The organism is uncultured Sphingomonas sp., from assembly GCF_913777625.1.
Taxonomy (GTDB): Bacteria; Pseudomonadota; Alphaproteobacteria; order Sphingomonadales; family Sphingomonadaceae; genus Sphingomonas.
The window spans coordinates 1-21240 of record NZ_CAJYTI010000040.1 but is presented as its reverse complement, the minus strand read 5'-3'; the positions used below and the strand labels follow the sequence as shown (position 1 = coordinate 21240).

The 21240-nt window shown below is 68.3% G+C and carries 20 protein-coding genes; 13 read left to right on the top strand and 7 right to left on the bottom strand.

Annotated features, from left to right (window positions below; genetic code table 11):
- Nucleotides 1–4 precede the first annotated feature (4 nt).
- On the bottom strand, nt 5–1237 hold the full coding sequence (locus QZ814_RS18045; protein WP_294334863.1) for an efflux RND transporter periplasmic adaptor subunit: 1233 nt from the start codon (nt 1235–1237) through the stop codon (nt 5–7).
- A gap of 162 nt (nt 1238–1399) precedes the next feature.
- Entirely contained in the window at nt 1400–2326 is a 927-nt protein-coding gene (locus QZ814_RS18040) for a Gfo/Idh/MocA family oxidoreductase (RefSeq protein ID WP_294334861.1), read from the bottom strand.
- Nucleotides 2327–2428: 102 nt separating this feature from the next.
- On the opposite strand from QZ814_RS18040, the gene QZ814_RS18035 reads away from it, so the two are divergent.
- Entirely contained in the window at nt 2429–4225 is a 1797-nt protein-coding gene (locus QZ814_RS18035) for an IlvD/Edd family dehydratase (RefSeq protein ID WP_294334858.1), read from the top strand.
- A 149-nt stretch (nt 4226–4374) separates the two neighbouring features.
- On the opposite strand, the gene QZ814_RS18030 is transcribed toward QZ814_RS18035, so the two are convergent.
- On the bottom strand, nt 4375–4755 hold the full coding sequence (locus QZ814_RS18030; RefSeq protein ID WP_294334856.1) for a helix-turn-helix domain-containing protein: 381 nt from the start codon (nt 4753–4755) through the stop codon (nt 4375–4377).
- 99 nt (nt 4756–4854) lie between these two features.
- Here QZ814_RS18030 and QZ814_RS18025 point away from each other — a divergent pair, with 99 nt between their 5' ends.
- A complete protein-coding gene (locus QZ814_RS18025) occupies nt 4855–5916 on the top strand; it encodes an SDR family oxidoreductase (protein WP_294334854.1) in 1062 nt (353 codons plus the stop codon).
- Here the strand turns inward: QZ814_RS18025 and QZ814_RS18020 are convergent.
- Nucleotides 5913–6656 carry a FadR/GntR family transcriptional regulator gene (locus QZ814_RS18020; protein WP_294334852.1) on the bottom strand — a complete coding sequence of 248 codons (744 nt, stop codon included), beginning with the start codon at nt 6654–6656 and terminating at the stop codon, nt 5913–5915. The genes QZ814_RS18025 and QZ814_RS18020 overlap by 4 nt on opposite strands.
- A 190-nt stretch (nt 6657–6846) precedes the next feature.
- Here QZ814_RS18020 and QZ814_RS18015 point away from each other — a divergent pair, with 190 nt between their 5' ends.
- The 7 genes from QZ814_RS18015 to QZ814_RS17985 all read left to right on the top strand — a co-directional run bounded on the left by QZ814_RS18015 (nt 6847) and on the right by QZ814_RS17985 (nt 14671).
- Nucleotides 6847–8466 (top strand): sodium/sugar symporter, encoded by a 1620-nt coding sequence (locus QZ814_RS18015; protein WP_294334851.1) that lies wholly within the window; start codon nt 6847–6849, stop codon nt 8464–8466.
- Nucleotides 8457–9335 (top strand): 2-dehydro-3-deoxygalactonokinase, encoded by an 879-nt coding sequence (locus QZ814_RS18010; protein ID WP_294334850.1) that lies wholly within the window; start codon nt 8457–8459, stop codon nt 9333–9335. The genes QZ814_RS18015 and QZ814_RS18010 overlap by 10 nt, the downstream gene beginning before the upstream one ends.
- Nucleotides 9332–9955: a 2-dehydro-3-deoxy-6-phosphogalactonate aldolase gene (locus tag QZ814_RS18005; RefSeq protein ID WP_294334848.1), complete on the top strand. Its 624-nt coding sequence runs from the start codon at nt 9332–9334 to the stop codon at nt 9953–9955. The genes QZ814_RS18010 and QZ814_RS18005 overlap by 4 nt, the downstream gene beginning before the upstream one ends.
- Nucleotides 9956–10150: 195 nt before the next feature.
- Nucleotides 10151–11401 (top strand): histidine--tRNA ligase, encoded by a 1251-nt coding sequence (gene hisS / locus QZ814_RS18000; RefSeq protein WP_294334844.1) that lies wholly within the window; start codon nt 10151–10153, stop codon nt 11399–11401.
- Between the two features lie 103 nt (nt 11402–11504).
- Nucleotides 11505–12578, top strand: coding sequence for a peptide chain release factor 1 (gene prfA / locus QZ814_RS17995; protein ID WP_294334841.1), 1074 nt, complete (start codon nt 11505–11507; stop codon nt 12576–12578).
- A gap of 156 nt (nt 12579–12734) precedes the next feature.
- Complete coding sequence (prmC, locus tag QZ814_RS17990) at nt 12735–13559, top strand: peptide chain release factor N(5)-glutamine methyltransferase (RefSeq protein ID WP_294334839.1); 825 nt, start codon at nt 12735–12737, stop codon at nt 13557–13559.
- Between the two features lie 263 nt (nt 13560–13822).
- Nucleotides 13823–14671, top strand: coding sequence for a DUF4167 domain-containing protein (locus tag QZ814_RS17985; RefSeq protein ID WP_294335176.1), 849 nt, complete (start codon nt 13823–13825; stop codon nt 14669–14671).
- Between the two features lie 90 nt (nt 14672–14761).
- Here QZ814_RS17985 and QZ814_RS17980 read toward each other — a convergent pair whose 3' ends face one another.
- A complete protein-coding gene (locus QZ814_RS17980) occupies nt 14762–15370 on the bottom strand; it encodes a DUF3885 domain-containing protein (RefSeq protein WP_294334837.1) in 609 nt (202 codons plus the stop codon).
- A 53-nt stretch (nt 15371–15423) separates the two neighbouring features.
- Between QZ814_RS17980 and QZ814_RS17975 the strand changes: the two genes are divergently transcribed.
- The 3 genes from QZ814_RS17975 (at nt 15424) to QZ814_RS17965 (ending at nt 18786) form a co-directional block, all read left to right on the top strand.
- Nucleotides 15424–15771: a hypothetical protein gene (locus tag QZ814_RS17975; RefSeq protein WP_294334834.1), complete on the top strand. Its 348-nt coding sequence runs from the start codon at nt 15424–15426 to the stop codon at nt 15769–15771.
- Nucleotides 15772–15839: 68 nt separating this feature from the next.
- A complete protein-coding gene (locus QZ814_RS17970; protein ID WP_294334832.1) occupies nt 15840–17222 on the top strand; it encodes a DUF4139 domain-containing protein in 1383 nt (460 codons plus the stop codon).
- Nucleotides 17223–17226: 4 nt separating this feature from the next.
- Nucleotides 17227–18786 carry a hypothetical protein gene (locus QZ814_RS17965; RefSeq protein ID WP_294334829.1) on the top strand — a complete coding sequence of 520 codons (1560 nt, stop codon included), beginning with the start codon at nt 17227–17229 and terminating at the stop codon, nt 18784–18786.
- A 4-nt stretch (nt 18787–18790) separates the two neighbouring features.
- On the opposite strand, the gene QZ814_RS17960 is transcribed toward QZ814_RS17965, so the two are convergent.
- Nucleotides 18791–19087 (bottom strand): hypothetical protein, encoded by a 297-nt coding sequence (locus QZ814_RS17960; protein ID WP_294334827.1) that lies wholly within the window; start codon nt 19085–19087, stop codon nt 18791–18793.
- 69 nt (nt 19088–19156) lie between these two features.
- On the opposite strand from QZ814_RS17960, the gene QZ814_RS17955 reads away from it, so the two are divergent.
- Entirely contained in the window at nt 19157–19585 is a 429-nt protein-coding gene (locus tag QZ814_RS17955; protein ID WP_294334824.1) for a CBS domain-containing protein, read from the top strand.
- Between the two features lie 4 nt (nt 19586–19589).
- Here the strand turns inward: QZ814_RS17955 and QZ814_RS17950 are convergent, their stop codons facing one another.
- Complete coding sequence (locus QZ814_RS17950; RefSeq protein ID WP_294334822.1) at nt 19590–21011, bottom strand: lipopolysaccharide biosynthesis protein; 1422 nt, start codon at nt 21009–21011, stop codon at nt 19590–19592.
- Between the last annotated feature and the right edge of the window lie 229 nt (nt 21012–21240).

Here is a 21240-nt window from a genome sequence, read left to right as displayed (position 1 = left end):
GGGCTCAGCCCGCCTTGGCCTGGCTGCCGCCCTTGGTCTGGGCACCGCCTTGCCCCTGGCCCTTCTTGGGCGGTTCGATCTTCTGCGGCGTGTCGGCAGGTACCGGCTTGATGTCGATATCCGGCTTCAGGTTCGCGGTGCCCTGCACGATCACCTTGTCGCCGGGGGCGAGCCCTTGCGTGATCACCCAGTTCTGCCCGATCGTGCGATCGGCGACGACGGTCCGGGCCACGGCCTTGTTGCCGGCGCCGACCACATAGACGGTCGCATTGCCCTTGGGGTCGCGCGAGACGCCGGCCTGCGGCACCAGATAGGCCTGGGTGTCGATCGCCTGGGCGAAGATGGCGCGGGCGAACATGCCCGGCAGCAGCACGCCCTGCGGGTTGGGGAAGCGCGCGCGGAGGGTGACGGTGCCGGTATTGGCGTTGACCATCACCTCGGCAAACTCGACGGTGCCGGCAAGGTCATAGTCGCTGCCGTCTTCCAGCTTCAGCCGCACCGCGGCGCTGGCCGGGGCGATGCCGTTCTGGGTCAGCGCCTTGCGCAGCGCGAGCATGTCTGCGCTCGACTGCTGGATGTCGACATAAATGGGGTCGAGCCGCTGGATCGTGGTCAGCGGATCGGTCTGGTTGGTGGTGACCAGCGCGCCTTCGGTGACGAGGCTGCGGCCGATTCGCCCGCTGATCGGGGCGGGCACCTTGGTGAAGCGCAGGTTGATCTGGGCGGTCTGCATCGCGGCGCGGTATTGGGCCACCTGCGCCGCCGCCTGGCGCGAGGCGGCCAGCGCGTCGGTATAGTCCTGCTGGCTCACCGCCTGCATCGCCGCGAGCGGCTTGTAGCGTTCCGCCTTGATGCGCGCCGCTTCCAGGTTGGCCTGGGCGTTCTGCAGGTTGGCCTGCGCCTGGGCGACGCTCGCCTGATAGAGGCTGGGGTCGATCTGGTAGAGGGTCTGGCCCTGCCGGACGATCGCGCCTTCGGTGAAGAAGCGGCGCTGGACGATGCCTGCCACCTGCGGCCGGACCTCGGAGGCCTGATAGGCGGTGACCCGGCCGGCGAGCTCGGTCGTCATCGGCACGCTGGTCGGCTGGACCACGACATAGCCGACCTGCGGCGGACCCGCATTTCCCTTGCGACCGCCCTGCTTGCCGCCGCTGTCGCCGGCGCTGCACGATGCGAGGAGCAGGGCCGATGCAACGAGGATCAGGCCCGAACGGCGATAGCTGGTCGGTGCGTTCAAAATGTCAGAACCCGTTTAGGGGTGGTTCGAGGAATGCCGAAGCCACCGGTCACTGCCAAACTCGGCATTAGATGCCACGTTTCCGCACTGCCACAAAAGAGTTGTCGCAAAATATGTCGAAAGGGGCGGACGCGGGTCCCGTCCGCCCCTTTTCCAACGTCCTCAGAAGGCGAAGGATTCCCCGATCGCGCGTTCGCCGACGAGAAATGCATCGGCTACCAGCTGCAACGGGCGGACATCGACGTCGCTCTCGCCTGCCGCCACCAGTTCGGCGAAGCGCGCATAGAGCCGCGCATATTCGCGGTCCGGCGCCTTCTGCTCGTCCTCGCCCGGCAGCTGCAGGACGCTGCCGCCCATGCCGAGACGCAGCGTGCCGGCATCGGTATCGACCTCGATGTCCCAGGTCTGCGGGCCGGTCTGGAGGAAATCGAAGTCGGCGGTCACGGTCGCACCGCCGCTGCGCATGTGCAGCTTGGCGCGGAGCGGCGAGGCGCGGCCCTCCGGCACTTCCATCCAGGCGGAATCGAGCAGCAGCGCGTCCGGCAGGATCTTGGTCGCGATCGACAGCGCGTTGATGCCGGGATCGAACACCCCGAAGCCGCCCGCCGCCAGGATCCACTCCTGCCCCGGGTGCCAGCGGCGGATATCCTCGCGCCAGGTGATCCGCGCGGCGGTGATCGTCTTGCCGTCGAGCCAGGCCTTGGCGGGCTCCACGCCGGCGGCCTCGCGTGAGTGCCAGGTGGTGAACAGCGTCACGCCACGCACGCGGGCGCGCTCGGCGAGGTCGGCGATCTCGGTCAGCGTCGCGGCCGGCGGCTTTTCGAGCATCACGTTGAGGCCCGCCTCAATCGCCGTGCGCGCCTGGTCGTAGCGACCGTCCGGGGGGGTGCAGAGCGAGACGGCGGTGAGGTCGTGCCCGCCGGCGATCAGCGCTTCGATATCCTTGTGCGCCGGCACACCATCGACCTGCGCGTGGCGGCTGGCGGTGGCGACCAGATCGAAGCGGTCATCCCCTGCCAGCGCCGGCAGATGCTGATCGCGCGCAATCTTGCCGATCCCGACGAGTCCCAGACGTATCCGCTCCGACATTATCCACCGTCCTTTTGTAAGATATATATGCTTCCTATTGGCGCGTACCGCGGTTATCAAGCCGCGGTACGCATACCCAATTCGCCCCGTAGCGGAGGAATCATGACGGAAGAAGCTGGAACTCGCCGCGCGCCGCTGCGCTCCAGGGCCTGGTTCGACGACCCGAATAACCCCGACATGACGGCGCTCTATGTCGAGCGCTATCTGAACTTCGGGCTGAGCCTGGAGGAGCTGCAATCGGGCAAGCCGATCATCGGCATCGCCCAGACCGGCAGCGACCTTTCTCCGTGTAATCGCCACCATCTCGAACTCGCCAAGCGGGTCCGCGAGGGGATTCGCGACGCGGGCGGCATCGCCATCGAATTCCCGACCCATCCGATCCAGGAAACCGGCAAGCGCCCGACCGCGGGGCTCGACCGCAACCTCGCCTATCTCAGCCTGGTCGAGACGCTGTACGGCTATCCGATCGACGGCGTGGTGCTGACGATCGGCTGCGACAAGACGACCCCGGCCTGCCTGATGGCTGCCGCCACCGTGAACATCCCCGCGATCGCGCTGTCGGTCGGGCCGATGCTCAATGGCTGGTTCAAGGGGGAGCGCACCGGCTCCGGCACCATCGTGTGGAAGGCGCGCGAGCTGCTCGCGGCGGGTGAGATCGATTACAAGGGCTTCATCCAGCTCGTCGCCTCGTCGGCGCCGTCGACCGGCTGGTGCAACACCATGGGCACCGCGACGACGATGAACTCGATGGCCGAGGCGCTCGGCATGTCGCTGCCGGGCTCGGCGGCGATTCCCGCGCCCTACCGCGACCGCGCCGAATGCGCCTATCGCACGGGCCTCCAGATCGTCGAGATGACGCTCGCCGATCGCAAGCCCAGCGACGTGCTGACCCGCGAAGCCTTCCTCAACGCGATCCGCGTCAATTCGGCGATCGGCGGCTCGACCAACGCGCCGATCCACTTGAACGCGATCGCCCGTCACATCGGCGTCGAGCTCACGCTGGAAGACTGGGAATCCTACGGCGCCGACGTGCCGCTGCTGGTCAACCTCCAGCCGGCGGGCAAGTATCTCGGCGAGGACTTCTACCGCGCCGGCGGCGTGCCCGCGGTGATGGGCGAGCTCTATCGCGCCGGGCTGCTCCACAACGATGCGCTGACCGTCAACGGCCGCACCATCGGCGAGAATATCGGCACGGCGGAGATCGAGGACGCGGACGTGATCCGTCCGCTCGCCACGCCGCTGCGGCCGGCGGCGGGGCTGACCGTGCTGTCGGGCAACCTGTTCGACAATGCAGTGATGAAGCTCAGCGTGATCTCCGACGAGTTCCGCGCCCGCTACCTCTCCAACCCCGACGATCCCGGCGCTTTCGAAGGCACCGCCTTCGTGTTCGACGGGCCGGAGGATTATCACCACCGCATCGACGATCCCGCCCTCGGCATCGACGAGAACAGCATCCTGATCATGCGCGGCGCGGGGCCGGTCGGCTATCCCGGCGGCGCCGAGGTGGTGAACATGCGCCCGCCGGTCGCGCTGATCCAGGCGGGTGTCCACGCGCTGCCGTGTCTGGGCGACGGCCGCCAGTCGGGCACCAGCGGCAGCCCCTCGATCCTCAATGCAGCACCCGAGGCGGCGGTGGGCGGCGGCCTTGCGCTGGTCCGCACCGGCGACCGCATCCGCATCGACCTCAACACGCGCAGCGCCAACATGCTGGTCAGCGACGAGGAACTGGCGCAGCGCCGTGCCGAGCTGGGTATCGATTACGTGCCCGAATCGCAGACGCCGTGGCAGGAAATCCATCGCGGGCTGGTTGGCCAGTTCGACGGTGGCGCGGTGTTCGAGAGCGCGGTCAAGTATCAGCGCATCGCCCAGACCAAGGGCCTGCCGCGCGACAGCCACTGATTAGTCGCCGCGACCAATCAAGGTCGTCATTCCGGCGAAAGCCGGAATCCATTGGCACCTCCGTCGAGGCGCTTGCTGCAGCCGAGCGGCGAATGGATCCCGGCTTCCGCCGGGATGACGACTGAGGGGAGGGCTTCCGCGCCCCACTTTCACGCGCGACGAGCGGTGGGCCGGCTGCCGAGCTGATCGAGCGCATCGGCATTGTCGCGCCCCCAGGCATAGAGCAGCTCGACCGGCTCGACGAAGCGGTCGCCCAGCGGTGACAGCCGGTATTCCACCGCCGGCGGCACCGCGTGCTGCACGATCCGGTCGATCAGGCCCACATCCTCCATCTCGCGCAGCGTCTGGGTGAGCATCTTCTTCGAGATGCCGGGGAGGCTGCGCAGCAGCACGCCGCTCCGCGCGGCGCCGCCATGGCGGGCGTGGAGCGTATGGAGCACCATGCTCGTCCATTTGGTGGCGAACAGCGCCAGCACCCGCCGCGGCGCGCAATCCTCGCGCCATTCCGAATCCGCCGTTCCTGGTCGCATAGGTGGGTACCTTCCGGTGCCTAGGTTCCGATTTGGTGCCGTCTAGAAGCCGCTCGCGCCGCTGCCTAGCTCGCGGTCCAACGCTTTATGGAGGCAGAAATGGCCAAGACGGCTTTGGTGGTAGGCGCAAGCGGCATCGTCGGCAGTGCCACGGCGGACCTGCTGGTGGCGGAAGGCTGGACGGTGCACGGGCTGGCACGACGCCCGATGACGCAGGCGGGTGTCGCGCCGATCGCGGCGGACCTCACCGATGCGGCGGCTACGGCCGAGGTGCTGGCGGGCGTGAACCCCGACGCGGTGTTCCTCACCACCTGGTTGCGGCAGGACAGCGAGGCCGAGAATATCCGCGTGAACTCCGCCATGGTGCGCAACCTGCTCGACGGGCTGCCCAAGCCAACGGGTCTCCGGCACGTCGCGCTGGTCACCGGGCTCAAGCATTATCTCGGGCCGTTCGAGGCCTATGGAAAGGGCATCCTGCCGCAGACGCCGTTTCGCGAGGAGCAGGGCCGGCTCGACGTCGAGAATTTCTATTACGCCCAGGAGGACGCGGTGTTCGCCGCGGCAGAGCGCGACGGCTTCACCTGGAGCGTGCATCGCCCGCACACGGTGATCGGCAAGGCGGTCGGCAATGCGATGAACATGGGCACGACGCTCGCCGTCTATGCAACCCTGTGCCGCGAGACCGGCCGGCCGTTCCGCTTCCCCGGCTCGCCCGCGCAGTGGAGTGGCCTCACCGACATGACCGATGCCGGCCAGCTTGCCCGCCACCTGCTCTGGGCGGCGGAGACGCCTGCGGCGGCCAATGAAGCGTTCAACGTCGTCAACGGCGACGTCTTCCGCTGGCAATGGATGTGGGAGCGGATCGCCGCGTGGTTCGGGCTGGAGGCGGCGCCGTTCGACGGCACCATTCTTCCGCTCGAGGTGCAGATGGCGGAGGATGCCGGGCTCTGGCAGCGGATCGCCGAGCGCGAAGGGCTGGCCGAGCCGATCCTCGCGCGTCTCGCCTCGCCCTGGCACACCGATGCCGATCTCGGCCGACCGATCGAAGTGGTGACCGACATGTCGAAGAGCCGGCGCCTGGGCTTCACCGCCTATCAGCCGACCGACGATGCCTTCTTCGCGCTGTTCGCGCGGCTGCGGGCCGATCGGCTGATCCCCTAAGCTGCGGCTTCGCTGCCCGCCGAGGTTTCGATCAGCTCGACCACGTCGCCGATCAGCGTCTGCATCGCGGTGCGGGCGCGGGCGGGGTCCTTGGCGGCGATCGCGTCGCGCACCGCGGCATGATCGGCGACGCTGGCGGTGCGGCCCTTGATCCGGTTGGTGAAGCGGATCGAGGTGCGCAGCGCGGTCGCCACCATGTCGCGGAACTGCGCGTAGAAGGGATTGCCCGAGGCGCGCAGCACCGCGACGTGGAAGGCGATGTCCGCGTCCAGCGTATCGTCCTGTCCGCGCTCCGCCGCCTCCATCCGGGCGAGCCCGGCCGAGATCTGGCGCAGGTCCGTCTCCGTGGCGAACTGGGCGGCGAGCGCCGCGGCTTCCGGCTCGATGGCGATGCGCAGCTGGCTGAACTGGCGGAGCAGCTCGACCGAGAATTGCCGCTCGAGCAGCCAGCGCAGCACGTCGGTATCGAACAGGTTCCACGACGACGCAGGCTGTACCACCGTGCCCTGGCGCGGCCGGGCGCTGAGCAGCCCCTTGGCGGTGAGCATCTTCACCGCCTCGCGCGTCACCGATCGGCTGACGGCATGCTGCTTGGCCAGCTCCGCCTCGGTCGGAAAGGCTTCCTTCTCGTACCGACCGGTGACGATCGCCCGGCCCAGCGCGTCGAGCATGCCGTAGGTGAGGTTGCGGCCCAGCCCGGAGCGGATCTCGTCGGCGGGAAGGGGAAGGGAGGTGGACATCCTCGCGATTGCTTTCCTGTTCTTGTCCATGCGATGGAGCGCACAGACGCATTGTTGCGCCATCGTACTCCAGCGGCGGCGCTGGACAACCCCGATAAATAAGATAAATGAACGTTCGAACCTTGCCATGGGGCGGGGAGGGCAAGACGTGCGGGCCATGCCGCCCGCGCCGGGGCCGGCAGGAGTGGGCATGAGTCTATCCAACATCGATCTGATCGTGGTGATCGTCTATGCGATCGGCATCTTCGGCCTCGCGCAATGGGTGAGCCGCGACAAGGCGGGCGCTACCAAAGATTCGAGCGACTATTTCCTCGCCTCGAAGAACCTGCCCTGGTGGGCCATCGGCGCCTCGCTGATCGCGGCGAACATCTCCGCCGAGCAGATCGTCGGCATGTCGGGCTCCGGCTACGCCATCGGCCTCGCCATCGCCTCCTATGAGTGGATGGCGGCGCTGACGCTGCTGATCGTCGGCAAGTTCTTCCTGCCGATCTTCCTGCGCAACGAAATCTACACGATGCCGCAGTTCCTGGAGCAGCGCTTCGGGCCGACCATCCGCACCGTGATGGCCGTGTTCTGGCTGATCCTCTACGTGTTCGTGAACCTCACCTCGATCATCTGGCTGGGCTCGATCGCCGTCACCCAGGTGGCGGGCGTCAACCAGGATGTGGCGCTAGTCGCGCTCGGCGCCTTCGCGCTGCTCTACCAGCTGCGCGGCGGCCTCAAGGCGGTGGCGCTGACCGACATCGTCCAGGTGACGCTGCTGGTGCTGGGCGGCCTGGTCGTCGCGTATCTGACGCTGACCAAGATCGGCGGCGACAGCGGCGTGATCGGCGGGTTCGAGGAGCTGACGCGGCGCGTGCCCGATCATTTCGACATGATCCTCTCGCCCGACAATCCGCACTACAAGGACCTGCCCGGCATCGCGGTGCTGGTCGGCGGCATGTGGATCGCCAATCTGAGCTATTGGGGCTTCAACCAGTATATCATCCAGCGCGCGCTGGCGGCGAAGAGCCTTGCCGAGGCGCAGCGCGGCGTGGTGTTCGCCGGCTTCCTCAAGCTGCTGATGCCCGTCGTCATTGTGCTGCCGGGCATCGCCGCGGTGGTGCTGGCGCCCAACCTCGCCAAGCCCGACCAGGCCTATCCGACGATGATGGCGCTGCTTCCCACCGGGCTGCTCGGCCTCGTCTTCGCAGCGCTGATCGCAGCGATCATCGCGTCGACCGCCTCCAAGATCAATTCGATCGCGACGATCTTCACGCTCGACATCTACGCCAAGCTGAAGGGCGTCCAGAGCCGTGTCGAGGATGGCGCGGACAAGGCCGGCTATGAAACGCACCTCGTGCGCGTCGGCCGGATCGCCGCGGTGGTCTCCATCATCATCGCGATGTTCACCGCGCGGCCGTTGCTCGGCAGCCTCGACCAGGCGTTCCAGTATATCCAGGAATTCTCCGGCTTCGTGACGCCGGGCATCACCGTCATCTTCCTGCTCGGCCTGTTCTGGCCGCGCGCGACCGAGGCGGGCGCGCTGGTGGGTGCCGTCGCGTCGGTGGTGCTCAGCTTCGTCTTCTGGTTCCCGGCCAAATGGGGCGGGATCGAGGCGCTGAACGCGGTGCCGTTCATCAACCGCATGGGCATCGTGTTCCTGGCTTCGCTGGCGCTGGCAGTGATCGTCTCGCTCGCCCGGCCCGCCGCCGGCGGCAGCAACCGCATCCGCATGGAAGGCGTGCGCTTCCACACCACTGCCGGCTTCAACATTGCCGCGGCGGTGATCGTCCTCATCCTCATCGGGCTGTACGCGACATGGTGGTAAGCTTTTCCGGTTCCTTCCTCGCGGTCGACTGGGGCACGACCAACCGGCGTGTCTTCCTGGTCGAGAACGGGGCGGTCACCCACACCGAGCGCGACGACAAGGGCGTCACCGCGGTCACCGACTTCGCCGCCGAGGCCGCCGGCATCCGCGCGCGCCACGGCGACCTGCCGCTGCTGATGGCGGGCATGGTCGGCGCCAATATCGGCTGGGCGCCCGCGCCCTATGTCGCCGCACCCGCCGGCCTTGCCGAGCTGGCCGCCGGGCTGCTCTGGGTGGAGGACCGCAGCGCGATCGTGCCGGGCGTGTCGACGCTGGTCACCGGCCGGCCGGACGTGATGCGCGGCGAGGAAGTCCAGCTGCTCGGCGCGGTGCATGCGGGCCTCGCGCCTGCGGACGCGCTGCTCGTCCAGCCGGGTACCCACTGCAAATGGGTGGAGATGGCGGGCGGCCGCATCGCCGACTTCACCACCGCGATGACCGGCGAGTTGTTCGCCACGTTGCGCAAGCACGGCCTGCTCGCCGCGCAGCTCGGCGGCGAAGTGCATGTCGGCCCCGCCTTCCTCGCCGGCGTGGAGGAGGGGCGCAAGCGCGACCTCGCCGCCTCGCTGTTCGGCATCCGCGCCGCCAAGATGCTCGGCGTGCGCGACGATGCCGATGCCGCCGCCTTCGCCAGCGGCCTGCTGATCGGCAGCGATGTCGCGGCGCGGCTGGAACATGCCGGGCACGACACCGTCCATATCCTGGCCGACCCGATGCTGGGCGGCCTCTACGCTGCGGCGATCGGCGCGCATGGTCGCGAGGCGGTGATCGCCAGCAGCCATGACGCGTTCGTCGCCGGAATCCTCGCCCTTGCGGAGCAGATTGCATGAGCCACCTTGCCGAATTCGACGCCGCCTTCGCCAAATGCCCGCTGATCGCGATCCTGCGCGGGGTAAAGCCCGACGAGGTCGAAGCGATCGGCGACGAACTGGTCGCGGCCGGCTTCACCCTGATCGAAGTGCCGATGAACTCGCCCGAGCCGCTGGACAGCGTGTCGCGCCTCGCCAAGCGCTTCGCCGGCCGCGCGGTGATCGGCGCGGGCACGGTGCTCAAGGTCGAGCAGGTGCAGGCGGTGGCGGACGCCGGCGGCACGATGATCATCTCGCCCAACGCCAATCTCGACGTGATCCGCGCCAGCACCGCGGCGGGCCTCGTCTCGCTTCCGGGCATTATGACGCCGAGCGAGGCCTTCGCCGCGCTCGACGCGGGTGCAACCGCGCTCAAGCTGTTCCCGGCCGAGGCGGCCAGCCCCGTGGTGCTCAAGGCGATGCGCGCGGTGCTGCCGAAGGAAACGCGCGTCCTGCCGGTCGGCGGCATCGCGCCGGACAATATGGGCCCGTGGCAGGCCGCCGGTGCACCGGGCTTCGGCCTGGGATCGGCGCTGTACAAGGTGGGGCTGAGCGCGGCGGAAGTCGGCGCCAACGCCCGGGCGTTCGTGGCGGCGCTGTAAAAACAAGATCCTCCCCGGAACGGGGAGGGGGACCGCCGCCGAAGGCGGTGGTGGAGGGGGGGCTCCACAAGGGGCATCCTTCGCTGCGGTCCCCCTCCACCAAGCCGCTGCGCGTCTTGGTCCCCCTCCCCGTGCCGGGGAGGATCCAAGGGCACATTGCCCCCCGCTCGAAACCGGCCTAATAGCCGCGCCCAAATGGCACGTATCCAGACCCCCCAGCGCATTCGGGGCACCCAGGACATTTTCGGTGAAGACCAGCGGCGTTTCGCCGCGGTGCTCGAAACGTTCGACCGGGTGCGCAAGCTCTATTGCTTCCAGCGGCTCGAGATCCCGATCTTCGAGGCGACCGGCGTGTTCGCCCGCTCGATGGGCGAGACCTCGGACGTCGTCTCCAAGGAGATGTACACCTTCGAGGATCGCGGCGGCGATTCGATCACGCTGCGCCCGGAGTTCACCGCCGGCATCGCGCGGGCCTATATCAGCGAGGGCTGGCAGCAGTTCGCGCCGCTGAAGCTGGCGACCTCGGGCCCGGTGTTCCGCTACGAGCGCCCGCAAAAGGGCCGCTATCGCCAGTTCCACCAGATCGACGCCGAGATTCTCGGCGCGCCCGAACCCGCCGCCGATGTCGAGCTACTGGTGCTGGCCGACCAGCTGCTCAAGGAGCTGGGCATTGCCGACGGCGTGACGCTCCAGCTCAACACGCTCGGCGATGCCGCGACGCGCGACGCCTGGCGCACTGCGCTGGTCGCGCATTTCGAGGCGCACAAGGGCGAGCTTTCCGAGGACAGCCTGGCGCGGCTTGAGAAGAATCCGCTGCGCATCCTCGATTCGAAGGACCCGCGCGATCGCCCGATCGCCGACAGCGCGCCGGACATCGACGCGTACCTCACCGATGAGGCCGCCGCCTTCTTCAAGGCAGTGACCGACGGGCTCGACGCGGCCGGCGTCGCCTGGACGCGCAATGCGCGGCTGGTGCGCGGGCTCGATTACTATCGCCACACCGCGTTCGAGTTCGTCACCGATCGTCTCGGCGCGCAGGGTACGGTGCTGGCCGGCGGTCGCTATGACGGGCTGATCGGCTCGCTCGGCGGCCCCGAGACGGCGGGCGTGGGCTGGGCGGCGGGTGTCGAGCGGCTCGCGATGCTGATCGAGGAGCCCAAGGCGGCAGCCATCCAGGTTTATGTCGTGGTCGAGGACGATCGCGTGCAGGCGGACGGCGTGCGTGCGGTCTCGGCGCTGCGCCGCGCCGGGCTGGCGGCCGAACTCCTCGCCACCGGCTCGCCGCGCAAGCGGTTCGACAAGGCGGTGAAGAGCAACCCCGACGCGCTGCTGTCGCTGGGCGTCGCCGATGGCGTCACGTCGAAGCGGCTCAAGGTCAATGCCGGCGACGCCGCTGCGATCGATACGGTGCTGGCGACGGTCGCCTGGGCCGGGCCGAGCGCATGAGCCACGCCGTCATCCCAGCGAACGCTGGGATCTCCCGCAGCATGTCCCGCCCGAACAGCCCGCTTTGGGAGACCCCAGCGTTCGCTGGGGTAACGGACAGGGCATGACCCGCATCCCCCCGGATCGCATCGCGGCGATCGAGGCGCGGCGCGACGAGTTGCAGGCGCTGATGGCGTCGGGCGAGCTCGCCGGCGATCGCTTCGTCCAGGTCTCGAAGGAATATGCGGAGATCGAGCCGGTCGCCAATGCGGCCGGTAACGTCCGGCGGCTGCGCGCCGAAGGGCAGTCGCTCCAGCAGATGACGCAGGACGCCGATGACGAGCTGCGCGCGATGGCGGTGGAGGAGCTTCGCGCCAACGAGGGCACGCTCGCCGAGGCCGAACGCAAGCTCGCGCTCGCCCTGCTCCCCAAGGACGCGGCCGACGAGCGGCCGGCGCTGCTCGAAATCCGCGCCGGCGTGGGCGGGGACGAGGCGGCGCTATTCGCCGGCGACCTGCTGCGCATGTACCAGCGCTATGCCGACCGAGTCGGCTGGCGGACCGAGCTGATCTCCGCCAGCACGTCCGAAGCCGGCGGCTACAAGGAAGTGGTGATCGGCATCACCGGCACCGGCGTGTTCGCCAAATTGAAGTTCGAGAGCGGCGTCCACCGGGTGCAGCGCGTCCCCGCCACCGAGGCGGGCGGGCGCATCCACACCTCCGCCGCCACCGTCGCGGTGCTGCCCGAGGCGGAAGAGGCCGACGTGCAGATCGACGACAAGGATTTGCGCATCGACATCTATCGCGCCTCTGGCCCGGGCGGGCAGGGGGTCAACACCACCGACAGCGCGGTGCGGATCACCCACCTTCCCACCGGCATCGTCGTGATCCAGCAGGACGAGCGCTCGCAGCACAAGAACAAGGCCAAGGCGATGAAGGTGCTGCGCACCCGCCTGTACGAGGCCGAGCGCGAGCGGCTGGCGGCCGAGCGGGTCGGCGCGCGGCGCTCGATGGTCGGCTCGGGCGATCGCTCGGAGCGGATCCGGACCTACAACTTTCCGCAAGGCCGGGTGACCGACCACCGCATCAACCTGACGCTGCACCGCCTGCCCGAAATCCTGGAAGGCGAGCTCGACGAACTGGTCGGCGCGCTGGTCTCGCAGGACGAGGCCGACCGGCTTGCCCAGCTGGATGGCTGAGATCCTCCCCGGCACGGGGAGGGGGACCATGTGCGCCAGCACATGGTGGAGGGGGATCGCCGCGAGGGATGCCCTTGTGGAAGCCCCCCTCCACCAAGCCGCTACGCGCCTTGGTTCCCCTCCCCGTGCCGGGGAGGATCTTGGGGCGGCCGCGTCGTGACCACCCCTCCCGTGCGCGCAGCCCTTGCGGACGCCGCCCGCCAGCTGGAACCCGTCTCCGACACCCCCCGCCTCGATGCCGAACTGCTGATGGCGCACGCGCTCGGCACCACCCGCGACCGGCTGCTGCTCGGCCGGCTGGACGATCCCACGCCCGAGGCCTTTGTCGCGCTCGTCGCCCGTCGCCTGACTCACGAGCCGATCGCCTATATCACCGGCACCCGCGCCTTCTGGACGATCGACCTCGCGGTCGGCCCCGGCGTGCTGATCCCCCGCCCGGACAGCGAGACGCTGATCGAGACCGCGCTCGCCTGGTTCGGCACCCGCGCGCCGCGCCGCATCCTCGATCTCGGCACCGGCCCCGGCACGCTGCTCCTCGCCGCGCTCGCCGAATGGCCGGCGGCGGAAGGGCTGGGGATCGACGCCTCCGAGGCGGCAGTCGGCTATGCCCGCCGCAACGCCGAGGCGCTGGGCATGGCCGCGCGCGCCGACTTCCGCCTCGGCGACTGGACCGACGGCGTCACCGGCCCGTTCGACCTGATCCTCGCCAACCCGCCCTATATCGGCGCGCAGGAGCCGCTGCCGCCCCAGGTCCTCGACCATGAACCGGCGGAGGCGCTGTTCGCCGGCAGCGACGGGCTCGACGATTATCGCCGCATCGTCCCCGCGCTGCCCGGCCTGCTCGCCCCCGGCGGGGCGGCGGTGCTCGAGATCGGCTGGATGCAGGCCGACGCAGTTTCTTTGCTCGGACAGGAACAGGGGCTCGCCCCAAGCGTCTATAACGATATGGGTGGACGGCCGCGCGTGGTCCGGCTGACTTGAAACTACGCGCAAACGTCACATATTTCTGCTTGGAGAATGGTACGCCAGCGGCTAGAAGAAGGCCGGGGCGAGGCACCTTCAACCAAGTTGTTGAGATAAAGGGCTGAGGCCCGACTCCATGGTCATGTGTGCCGCTGCAGTCCGGCGGCCGTGGCAAGCGGAAGGTTCTGGGTGCGCCCGGAACCCGCTGCGAATGTAACCCTGCATCCGGAACCTCGATGGATCGACGGACGGCTTTGTAAAGACAGGACAACCAGACCTTGATGAACAATCGTCAGGCCGGCCGCCGTCGCGGCCGGGGCGGCCAGCAACAGCGCCAGGGCGGAGGCTCGAACAACCAGGGCAACGGCAGTCGGATCGATAACCGTGCCCGTGGGAACGCCGCGCAGTTGCTTGAGAAATACAAGAACCTCGCTCGTGACGCGCAGATGCAGGGGGATCGCGTCAACGCCGAATATTATCTGCAGTTCGCCGATCATTATTTCCGCGTATTGAACGAGAACCGTTCGCGCTTCGAGGAGCAGAACCAGCAGCGCCGCCCGCGCGAAGACTTCGACGGTGACGAAGAAGAATTCGAGATGGAAGGCGAAGCCGGCCGCGACGACGAGGGCGAGGCGCCCCGCCAGCAGCAGCCCCGCCGCGAGCGCGAACCGCGCTTTGAGCGCGAAGCGCGCGAGCCGCGCGGCGATCGGGAACCCCGCGCCGAGCGCGAACCGCGTGCGGATCGCGAGCCCCGTGAGGGCCGCGAGCAGCGCAGCTACCGCGAGGATCGGCCGGAGCGCCAGGATCGTCGCGAGCGCGCCGAGCGCAGCAACGGTGCCGCGAACGGCCACGCCGTAGAGGCATCGGCACCGGCACCGGCGGAATCCGCTGCCCCGATCGACACTCCGGTCGCCGCGGAAGCCGCCGAAGCCCCCCGCCGCCGCGGTCGCCCGCGGCGCGAGACGCCGGTCGAGGTCGAAGCGAACCACGGCATCGATGCCGCGATCCTGCCCCCCGCCATCGGCGTCGATCCGGCGCCGGCTGCGGACGCAGAAGCGGAGGACGCGCCGAAAAAGCCCCGCCGCCGCCGCGTCGCCAAGAGCGACGAGGCCGAGGCGCCCGCCGCCTGAGGCTTCGGGAACCCGACAAGGAAAAGGCCCGCTTCCGATGAGGAGGCGGGCCTTTTTGTTTTCGGCTCCCCATTGCGGTGGCCGTCGCGGCTAGAAGCGTGCTGCCATCCGCGTACGATCCTCATCAAGAAGCCAATCTGAGAAGGTCGCGTGCAATCCGCGCAGCCGCTCGGCATCCTCCGCGATGACGTCCATCCCCCGATCATCATAGGCATGCAGCAGCAGCGCTGCCTTGGGATCGTGCAGAAAGAGGATCAGCGGCACGCTCGGAGATACTGGCAATTCCAGCGCGACGGCATGCCACAGCAGCGTGTCGCGAAGCGCCTTGCTCGTGCCGAGATCGTACGCGCGCACTTCCCAAGGATCGACCTCGTCTTCCATGTCGGCGTAGAGATTTTCGTGCCATGTAGCGACATGCGGCGCGTCGAAGCCCGTGGCATGCAGGGCGGTGAAACCGTCCGCGACATCCTCCTGCAAACCAATGCTATTGGGCGGAAAGCCGTTCCATGCGGCGATAGCAAAACAGGTGCCGCCAAACACGCTGTCGGCAATGGTCGATGCGCGTCGATGCGCCTGTAGGAATCGGGGTACCAGCGCATCCTGCCCTTCCCCAAGCGCGAAGCGCAATCGAGCGGTGTCGTCCTCAAACCTTGCGGCCCAGAGGCGCTTCCAGGATTCTCGGAGAGAAGCCACTTGCATAACGCGTTTGTGCGCGACTTGCGCGCACAAGGGAAGCAGCGCAGCGTACGCGAATGAAATGTGCGGCCCTGATGCGTTGCCTGATCGCGCCGCTGGCATTGTCTGCCTGCAATCCACCGACGGCGCAGCCGCTCGCGCTCTTTCGAAATGTAGAAAAGCCGGAAGCGTGGGACGATGAGATTTCGACCGCGTATCCGCGTGTCCGGGATATCCCGCCGTTCGTCCGAAACGCGGGGCATATCTACCTGCTGGTACAAGTCACGCAAGCGCGCGCCTTGTCGACGGAGGTGGTTTTCCAAGAACCGATCACCCGGTCGCGAATCAAAAGCCTGAAGCTGCAGCATCCCGAACTCGGCTCGCTGCTTGTGCATGCGGTGCCCGAGGAGGATCGCGGGCCCTGAAACCCCTGGCCCAACCCGCTGAACCTGCTACCATCGCCGCGACAATCCGGTTTCGGGGGAGGATCGGCATGCGGCATGTGGTGTGGCTCTTGGCGGCGGCATGGCCGCTCGCGGCGCAGGCGCAGCAGATTCCGGCGCCCGACCAGACCGCGCAGGGCGATCTCGCCATCACCATCTACCAGAACAACCAGGCGCTGGTGCAGGACGTGCGCACGCTCAGCCTCGCCGCCGGCCGCGTCCGCCAGGAATTCCCCGACGTCTCCGCGCAGATCCGCCCGGCGACGGTCACGCTGTCCGGCCCCGGCATCGGCATCGTCGAACAGAATTTCGACTACGACCTGCTCACCCCCTACAAGCTGATGGAAAAGGCGGTCGGCTCGGTCGTCACGCTTGTCCGCACCAATCCCGCCACCGGCGCCGAGACGCGCGAGCAGGCGCGGGTGCTTTCGGCCAATGGCGGCATCGTCCTCCAGATCGGCCCGCGCATCGAGGTGCTGCGCGACGACGGCCTGCCGGTGCGGGTGATCTTCGACAAGGTGCCGGAAAATCTGCGCGCGCGGCCCACCCTCTCGGTCACGCTCCAGGTGGCGAGCGGGGGCCGCGTGCCGGCGACGCTCAGCTATCTCACCCCCGGCCTCGGCTGGACCAGCGACTATGTGATGCTGTTCGACGAGGCGAAGAGCACGATAGACCTGCAGGGCTGGATCACGCTCACCAACAATACCGGCACCACCTATACCAATGCGACCGTGACCCTGGTCGCGGGCGCACCGAGCGGCAATGCCGGGTTTGGCCGGCTTAACGACACGACCGTCGACACGCCGGGCACCGAGACCGGCCCGCGCGAGCGGCTGGGCGACTATGTCTTCTATCCGCTGGCCCAGCGGACCACGATCGCCAACGCCCAGCAGAAGCAGGTCGGCTTTCTCGACGTGAAGGGCACGCCCGCGCGCAAGACCTATGAATGGACCAATGGCTGGCTGGGCGCCGACAGCGATCCCCGCAGCGCCGCGACCGTCCTCAAATTCTCGACCGCGAAGAGCGGCGGCCTGGGCGACCAGCTGCCGAGCGGCACGATCCGTGTCTATATGCGCGATCGCAAGGGCGAGCCCCAGTTCATCGGCGAGAGCCGGGTGGAGGCGGCGCCAATGGGCTCGGCGATGTCGCTGCGCACCGGCGAGGCCTTCGACGTGAAGGGCGCGGCGGTGGTGGTCGAGCGCAAGAAGCTTTCCGCCAAGCGGTGGAAGACGACGATGCGCTATGACTTCACCAACGCCCGCGCCGATGCGGTGACGGTGGACCTGGCCCAGACCGGCCTGTGGGGCGATGTCCGCGTGCTGGAGCAGAGCCTCACCGGCGAGCGCATCTCGGCCGATCGTATGGAGTGGAAGGTGCCGGTGCCCGCCAATGGCAAGGCATCGGTGACCGTGGTGTTCGACAGCCGCTATTGATCCGATGCTCGGCCGCATCGCCTTCGGCATTCTTGCCTTGCTCGCTGCCACGCCGGCGGCGGCGCAGGCGCTGGTCGTGTCGGAGAAGCCCGATGCGGTGGCGGTGACGCTCTATCGCGGCACCGGCGCGGAAATCCGGGGCGGCTGGCCGCGCGGCTATGCGCTGGTCACCGAGACGCGGACGATCACGCTGCCGGCGGGCCCGTCGGTGATCCGCTTCGTCGGCGTGTCCGAAGGGATGATGCCGGAAACCGCGATCGTCACCGGTCTGCCGCACGGGGTGGGCGAGAAGAATCGCGACGCCCGGCTGCTCGGCCCGGCGACGCTGGTCGACGCCTATCTGAAGCGCAGTGTGATCGTTCGCCGTACCGATCGCGCGACCGGCAAGGTCAGCGAGAGCGAGGCGGTGATCCAGTCCGGCCCCAACGGCGGCGTGCTGCTCAGTTCGGCGCAGGGCGTGGAGGCGCTCGGCTGCTCCGGTCTGCCCGAGGCGATCCGCTATCCCGGCGTTCCCGAAACGCTCGCTGCCAAGCCCACCCTGTCGGTGACCAGCGATGCGACGACGGCGCAGACGGTGACGGTCCAGCTCTCCTATCTGGCGCAGGGGTTCGACTGGTCGGCCAATTATGTCGCGCGGCTGGGGGAGGGCGATAGCCTCGACCTGTTCGGCTGGATGACGGTGATCAACGGCGGCAGCCAGGGCTTTGCCGATGCGCGGACCAGCGCGGTGGCGGGCAAGCTCAACAAGGGGCGGGCGGCGCCGCTGCCGCGCGGGGAGCCGACGGAGTTGCGCCTGCAATGCTGGCCCTTGGGCAATACCTCGATGGCCGGCCCGCCGCCGCCCGCCCCGGCGGTCGCGACGGAATATAGCGAGAGCATGGAGATCGTCGTCACCGGCAATAAACTTCGACGGATGGTCCAGGCCGCACCATCGCCGCCGCCCCCGCCTCCACCGGCGCCGGTCATGATGGCCGAGCAGGAGGAACTGGGCGACCTCAAGCTCTACCGCGTGCCGGAGCCGGTGACCGTCGCCGCGCTGTCCACCAAGCAGGTGGCGCTGCTGCACCGCGAATCGGTGAAGGTCGCGCGGCTCTATCGCGGCAGCTTCACGCCCTTCCGGTACAACGAAGGCGAGGCGCGCCCGCCCAGCCGCCCCACCCAGATCGTGCTGCGTACCGAGAACCGCACCAGCGAGGGGCTGGGCCTGCCGCTGCCCGCCGGCAAGCTGGCGCTGTTCGCCGATCGCGGCGGTGCGCCGGTGCTGCTCGGCGAATCGGATCTCGCCGATCGCGCGGTGGGGGACGAGGTGGAACTGCTTCCCGGCACCAGCAGCGATGTGCGCTTCACCGTGATCGGCCGTCCCGGCGGCAAGCGTCGCGAGGCGTTCGCGGTCGAGGTGAGCAACGCGCACGACGCGCCCGTCACCTTCGAGCTGCCGATTCCCTATCCGATCGCCGATGCCGATGCGCCGCTCATCGAGCGCAAGGGCGTGAAGACCTGGCGCGTCACCGTGCCCGCCAACGGCACCGCCACGCTGCACGTTGCCCGCAAGCTCGAACGCTGAACCTTCAGTCGAGGTCGATTTCGTCCTTCAGCGGGTCTTCCACCTGGGCGTCATGGCCGCTGCCGGAACTGAGGAACATCAGCCCCATCAGCGCCGCCGCCATCATGATCGTGAAGAACACGCCGAGGAAGGTGGCGATGGCGGTGACGATGTGCAGCTCGCCCATCCATGCCCAAAGCCAATAGTCGGCGGCCACGGCGGCCAGAATCGCGACCGCGCCCATCCCCCACAGGATGCGGCGGAACCGACCCCAGGCGAAGGCGGCATAGGTGGGATCGTCGAGTCCGTCTGGTTGCTCCATGGTTTTGCAACTTGGGCCGAATCGTGGGATACACAACGCCTAAAAAACGAACGCCAAGGAGAGAATGCGATGACTATCGCGGCAATCCTCGAAGGCAAGGGGCGCGACATCGTGTCGATCGCCTCTACCAGCACCGTCGCGGAAGCGGTGGCGCTGCTCGCGGCCCGGCGCATCGGCGCCGTGCCGGTACTTGAAAACGGGCAGGTGACCGGAATCTTTTCCGAACGCGACGTGATCCACTGCATCGAGCGCGAAGGCGCGATCGGGCTCGAACTGCCGGTCGGCCGGGTGATGACCGCCCCGGCGATCACCGTCGGCCCGGAAGAGACGGTGCTCGGCGCGCTCGCGCTGATGACGCAGCGGCGCATCCGCCATCTCCCGGTGATCGACGGGCAGGCCTGTATCGGCTTCATCTCGATCGGCGATCTGGTGAAGTACCGGATCGATCGCATCGAGTCCGAGGCCGAGGCGATGCGCGCCTATATCCAGGCCGCCTGAACGCTCAGCCGGCGCGGTTGCGCACCAGCGCGATCGCGCCCGCAAGCGTCTCGCGGGCAACGCCGAACAACAGCGCGCCATAGCTCGCGCCACCCACCGCGACGAGCACCGCCAGCCGGGGCAGGGGGGCGAGCGGCGGTAGTTCGCGGTCGACCAGTGTCACGACCAGCCCCATCGCCAGCGCGGCGAACACTGGCGGCGCAATCGCGTGGATCAGTCGCGACCAGGAGACGCCGATTGCCGGCAGCGTCCGGTGCGCGGAAAGCGCCAGGTACAGCGGATAGGCGACGTACCAGGCCGCGACGAGACCCGGGATGCCCCAATGCACGCCGACCAGAAACGCGATCGGCAGGCAGAGCGCGCCGGTCGCGCCGTTGCGCGCGCTGATTCCCGGGCGTCCGCGTGCGTCGCTCGCCGGCGCGAACAGCACCTGCAGCGTCATCAGCGGCATGACGAGGGCGAGGCCGTGCACCACCGGTGCCGCCTCGGCCCATTTCGGCCCGAGCACCACCGCGACGAGCGGCTCGGCCGTCGCGGCGAGTCCGATATAGAAGGGCATCGCGGCGAGCAGGATCAGCTGCGCGCCCCGCACGAAGGCGGCCGCCACCGCCGCAGAATCGTCGCGCATCTTGGCATAGGCCGAGAACGCCACCTCGTTGAGCGGCGGTACGAACTTCGAGACGAAGATCTGGGTGAGGAACAGGCTGGTCGTATAGATGCCGAGCAGATGCGGGTCGAACATCCGGCCCGCGATGAACACGTCGGCCTGGCTCTGGAGAAACCAGAAGACCTGCCCCGCCGCCATCACCCCGCCATAGCGCGCCATGTCGCCCGCGCCGCGAAAGTCGAAGCTCGGCCAGACCAGCGCGCGTGCCGCGATCGTCATGCCGATCGCGCGGGCGGCGAAAAGGACGAGAGGCGCGGCAACCAGCGTCCACACGCCCCATCCGCCATAGGCCCCGGTCAGCGCGGTCAGCGCGCCTGCCAGTGCGGAGAGGAAGTTGACTTGCGCCTGCTTGGCGAAATCCATCGTGCGGGCGAGGAGCGCATAGGGCAACGCGATGAAGGGCGTTGTCAGGTAGAGAATGGCCTGGACCCGCAGCAGCTCGGTCACCATCGGCTGGCGATAATAGGCCGCGGCCAGCGGCGCGGCCACGAACTGCAGCAGCGCCAGCCCGCCGTTGAGCAGCAGCAGCATCCCGAACAGCTGGCGCTGCGCGCGGGGCCCGGCATCCTCGCGCTGGATGAGCGCGCTCGCCAGGCCATAGCCGTTGAGCATGTTGAGCAGCACCAGCACCACCTGGGTCATCGCGAACAGCCCGTAATCGGCGGGCGCGAGAATGCGGATGACGAGGAAGGTCGACGACCAGGTGAGCAGCTGCCCCAGAATCTGGGTGCCCGAACGCCAGATCACGGCCTTCCGCACCTGATTCCGGAGCGATTCCTGGGCCTGATTCGGCGATTCGAGCGTTGATTCGGTCACCCGATGGCTATCGCATGCCCCGATTGAGAAGCCGTAAACCGCAGTTTTCCGGGGGTTTCAGGGGTGTCTGTCACGAAAACGACAGAAAGTTTCATTTTCTCGTTGACGGGTGGGGGTGTCGGGCATAGAAGCCACTCCACCGACGCGGTGCTCTTCACTGAGGCAGCGGCGG

Excerpts from the sequence above, each read along its gene's own strand:
- QZ814_RS18040 (WP_294334861.1), bottom strand. The coding sequence starts at position 2,326 with ATGTCGGAGCGGATACGTCTGGGACTCGTCGGGATCGGCAAGATTGCG.
- QZ814_RS18035 (WP_294334858.1), top strand. The coding sequence starts at position 2,429 with ATGACGGAAGAAGCTGGAACTCGCCGCGCGCCGCTGCGCTCCAGGGCC.
- QZ814_RS18030 (WP_294334856.1), bottom strand. The coding sequence starts at position 4,755 with ATGCGACCAGGAACGGCGGATTCGGAATGGCGCGAGGATTGCGCGCCG.
- QZ814_RS18025 (WP_294334854.1), top strand. The coding sequence starts at position 4,855 with ATGGCCAAGACGGCTTTGGTGGTAGGCGCAAGCGGCATCGTCGGCAGT.
- QZ814_RS18020 (WP_294334852.1), bottom strand. The coding sequence starts at position 6,656 with ATGTCCACCTCCCTTCCCCTTCCCGCCGACGAGATCCGCTCCGGGCTG.
- QZ814_RS18015 (WP_294334851.1), top strand. The coding sequence starts at position 6,847 with ATGAGTCTATCCAACATCGATCTGATCGTGGTGATCGTCTATGCGATC.
- QZ814_RS18010 (WP_294334850.1), top strand. The coding sequence starts at position 8,457 with ATGGTGGTAAGCTTTTCCGGTTCCTTCCTCGCGGTCGACTGGGGCACG.
- QZ814_RS18005 (WP_294334848.1), top strand. The coding sequence starts at position 9,332 with ATGAGCCACCTTGCCGAATTCGACGCCGCCTTCGCCAAATGCCCGCTG.
- hisS (WP_294334844.1), top strand. The coding sequence starts at position 10,151 with ATGGCACGTATCCAGACCCCCCAGCGCATTCGGGGCACCCAGGACATT.
- prfA (WP_294334841.1), top strand. The coding sequence starts at position 11,505 with ATGACCCGCATCCCCCCGGATCGCATCGCGGCGATCGAGGCGCGGCGC.
- QZ814_RS17985 (WP_294335176.1), top strand. The coding sequence starts at position 13,823 with ATGAACAATCGTCAGGCCGGCCGCCGTCGCGGCCGGGGCGGCCAGCAA.
- QZ814_RS17980 (WP_294334837.1), bottom strand. The coding sequence starts at position 15,370 with ATGCAAGTGGCTTCTCTCCGAGAATCCTGGAAGCGCCTCTGGGCCGCA.
- QZ814_RS17975 (WP_294334834.1), top strand. The coding sequence starts at position 15,424 with ATGAAATGTGCGGCCCTGATGCGTTGCCTGATCGCGCCGCTGGCATTG.
- QZ814_RS17970 (WP_294334832.1), top strand. The coding sequence starts at position 15,840 with ATGCGGCATGTGGTGTGGCTCTTGGCGGCGGCATGGCCGCTCGCGGCG.
- QZ814_RS17965 (WP_294334829.1), top strand. The coding sequence starts at position 17,227 with ATGCTCGGCCGCATCGCCTTCGGCATTCTTGCCTTGCTCGCTGCCACG.
- QZ814_RS17960 (WP_294334827.1), bottom strand. The coding sequence starts at position 19,087 with ATGGAGCAACCAGACGGACTCGACGATCCCACCTATGCCGCCTTCGCC.
- QZ814_RS17955 (WP_294334824.1), top strand. The coding sequence starts at position 19,157 with ATGACTATCGCGGCAATCCTCGAAGGCAAGGGGCGCGACATCGTGTCG.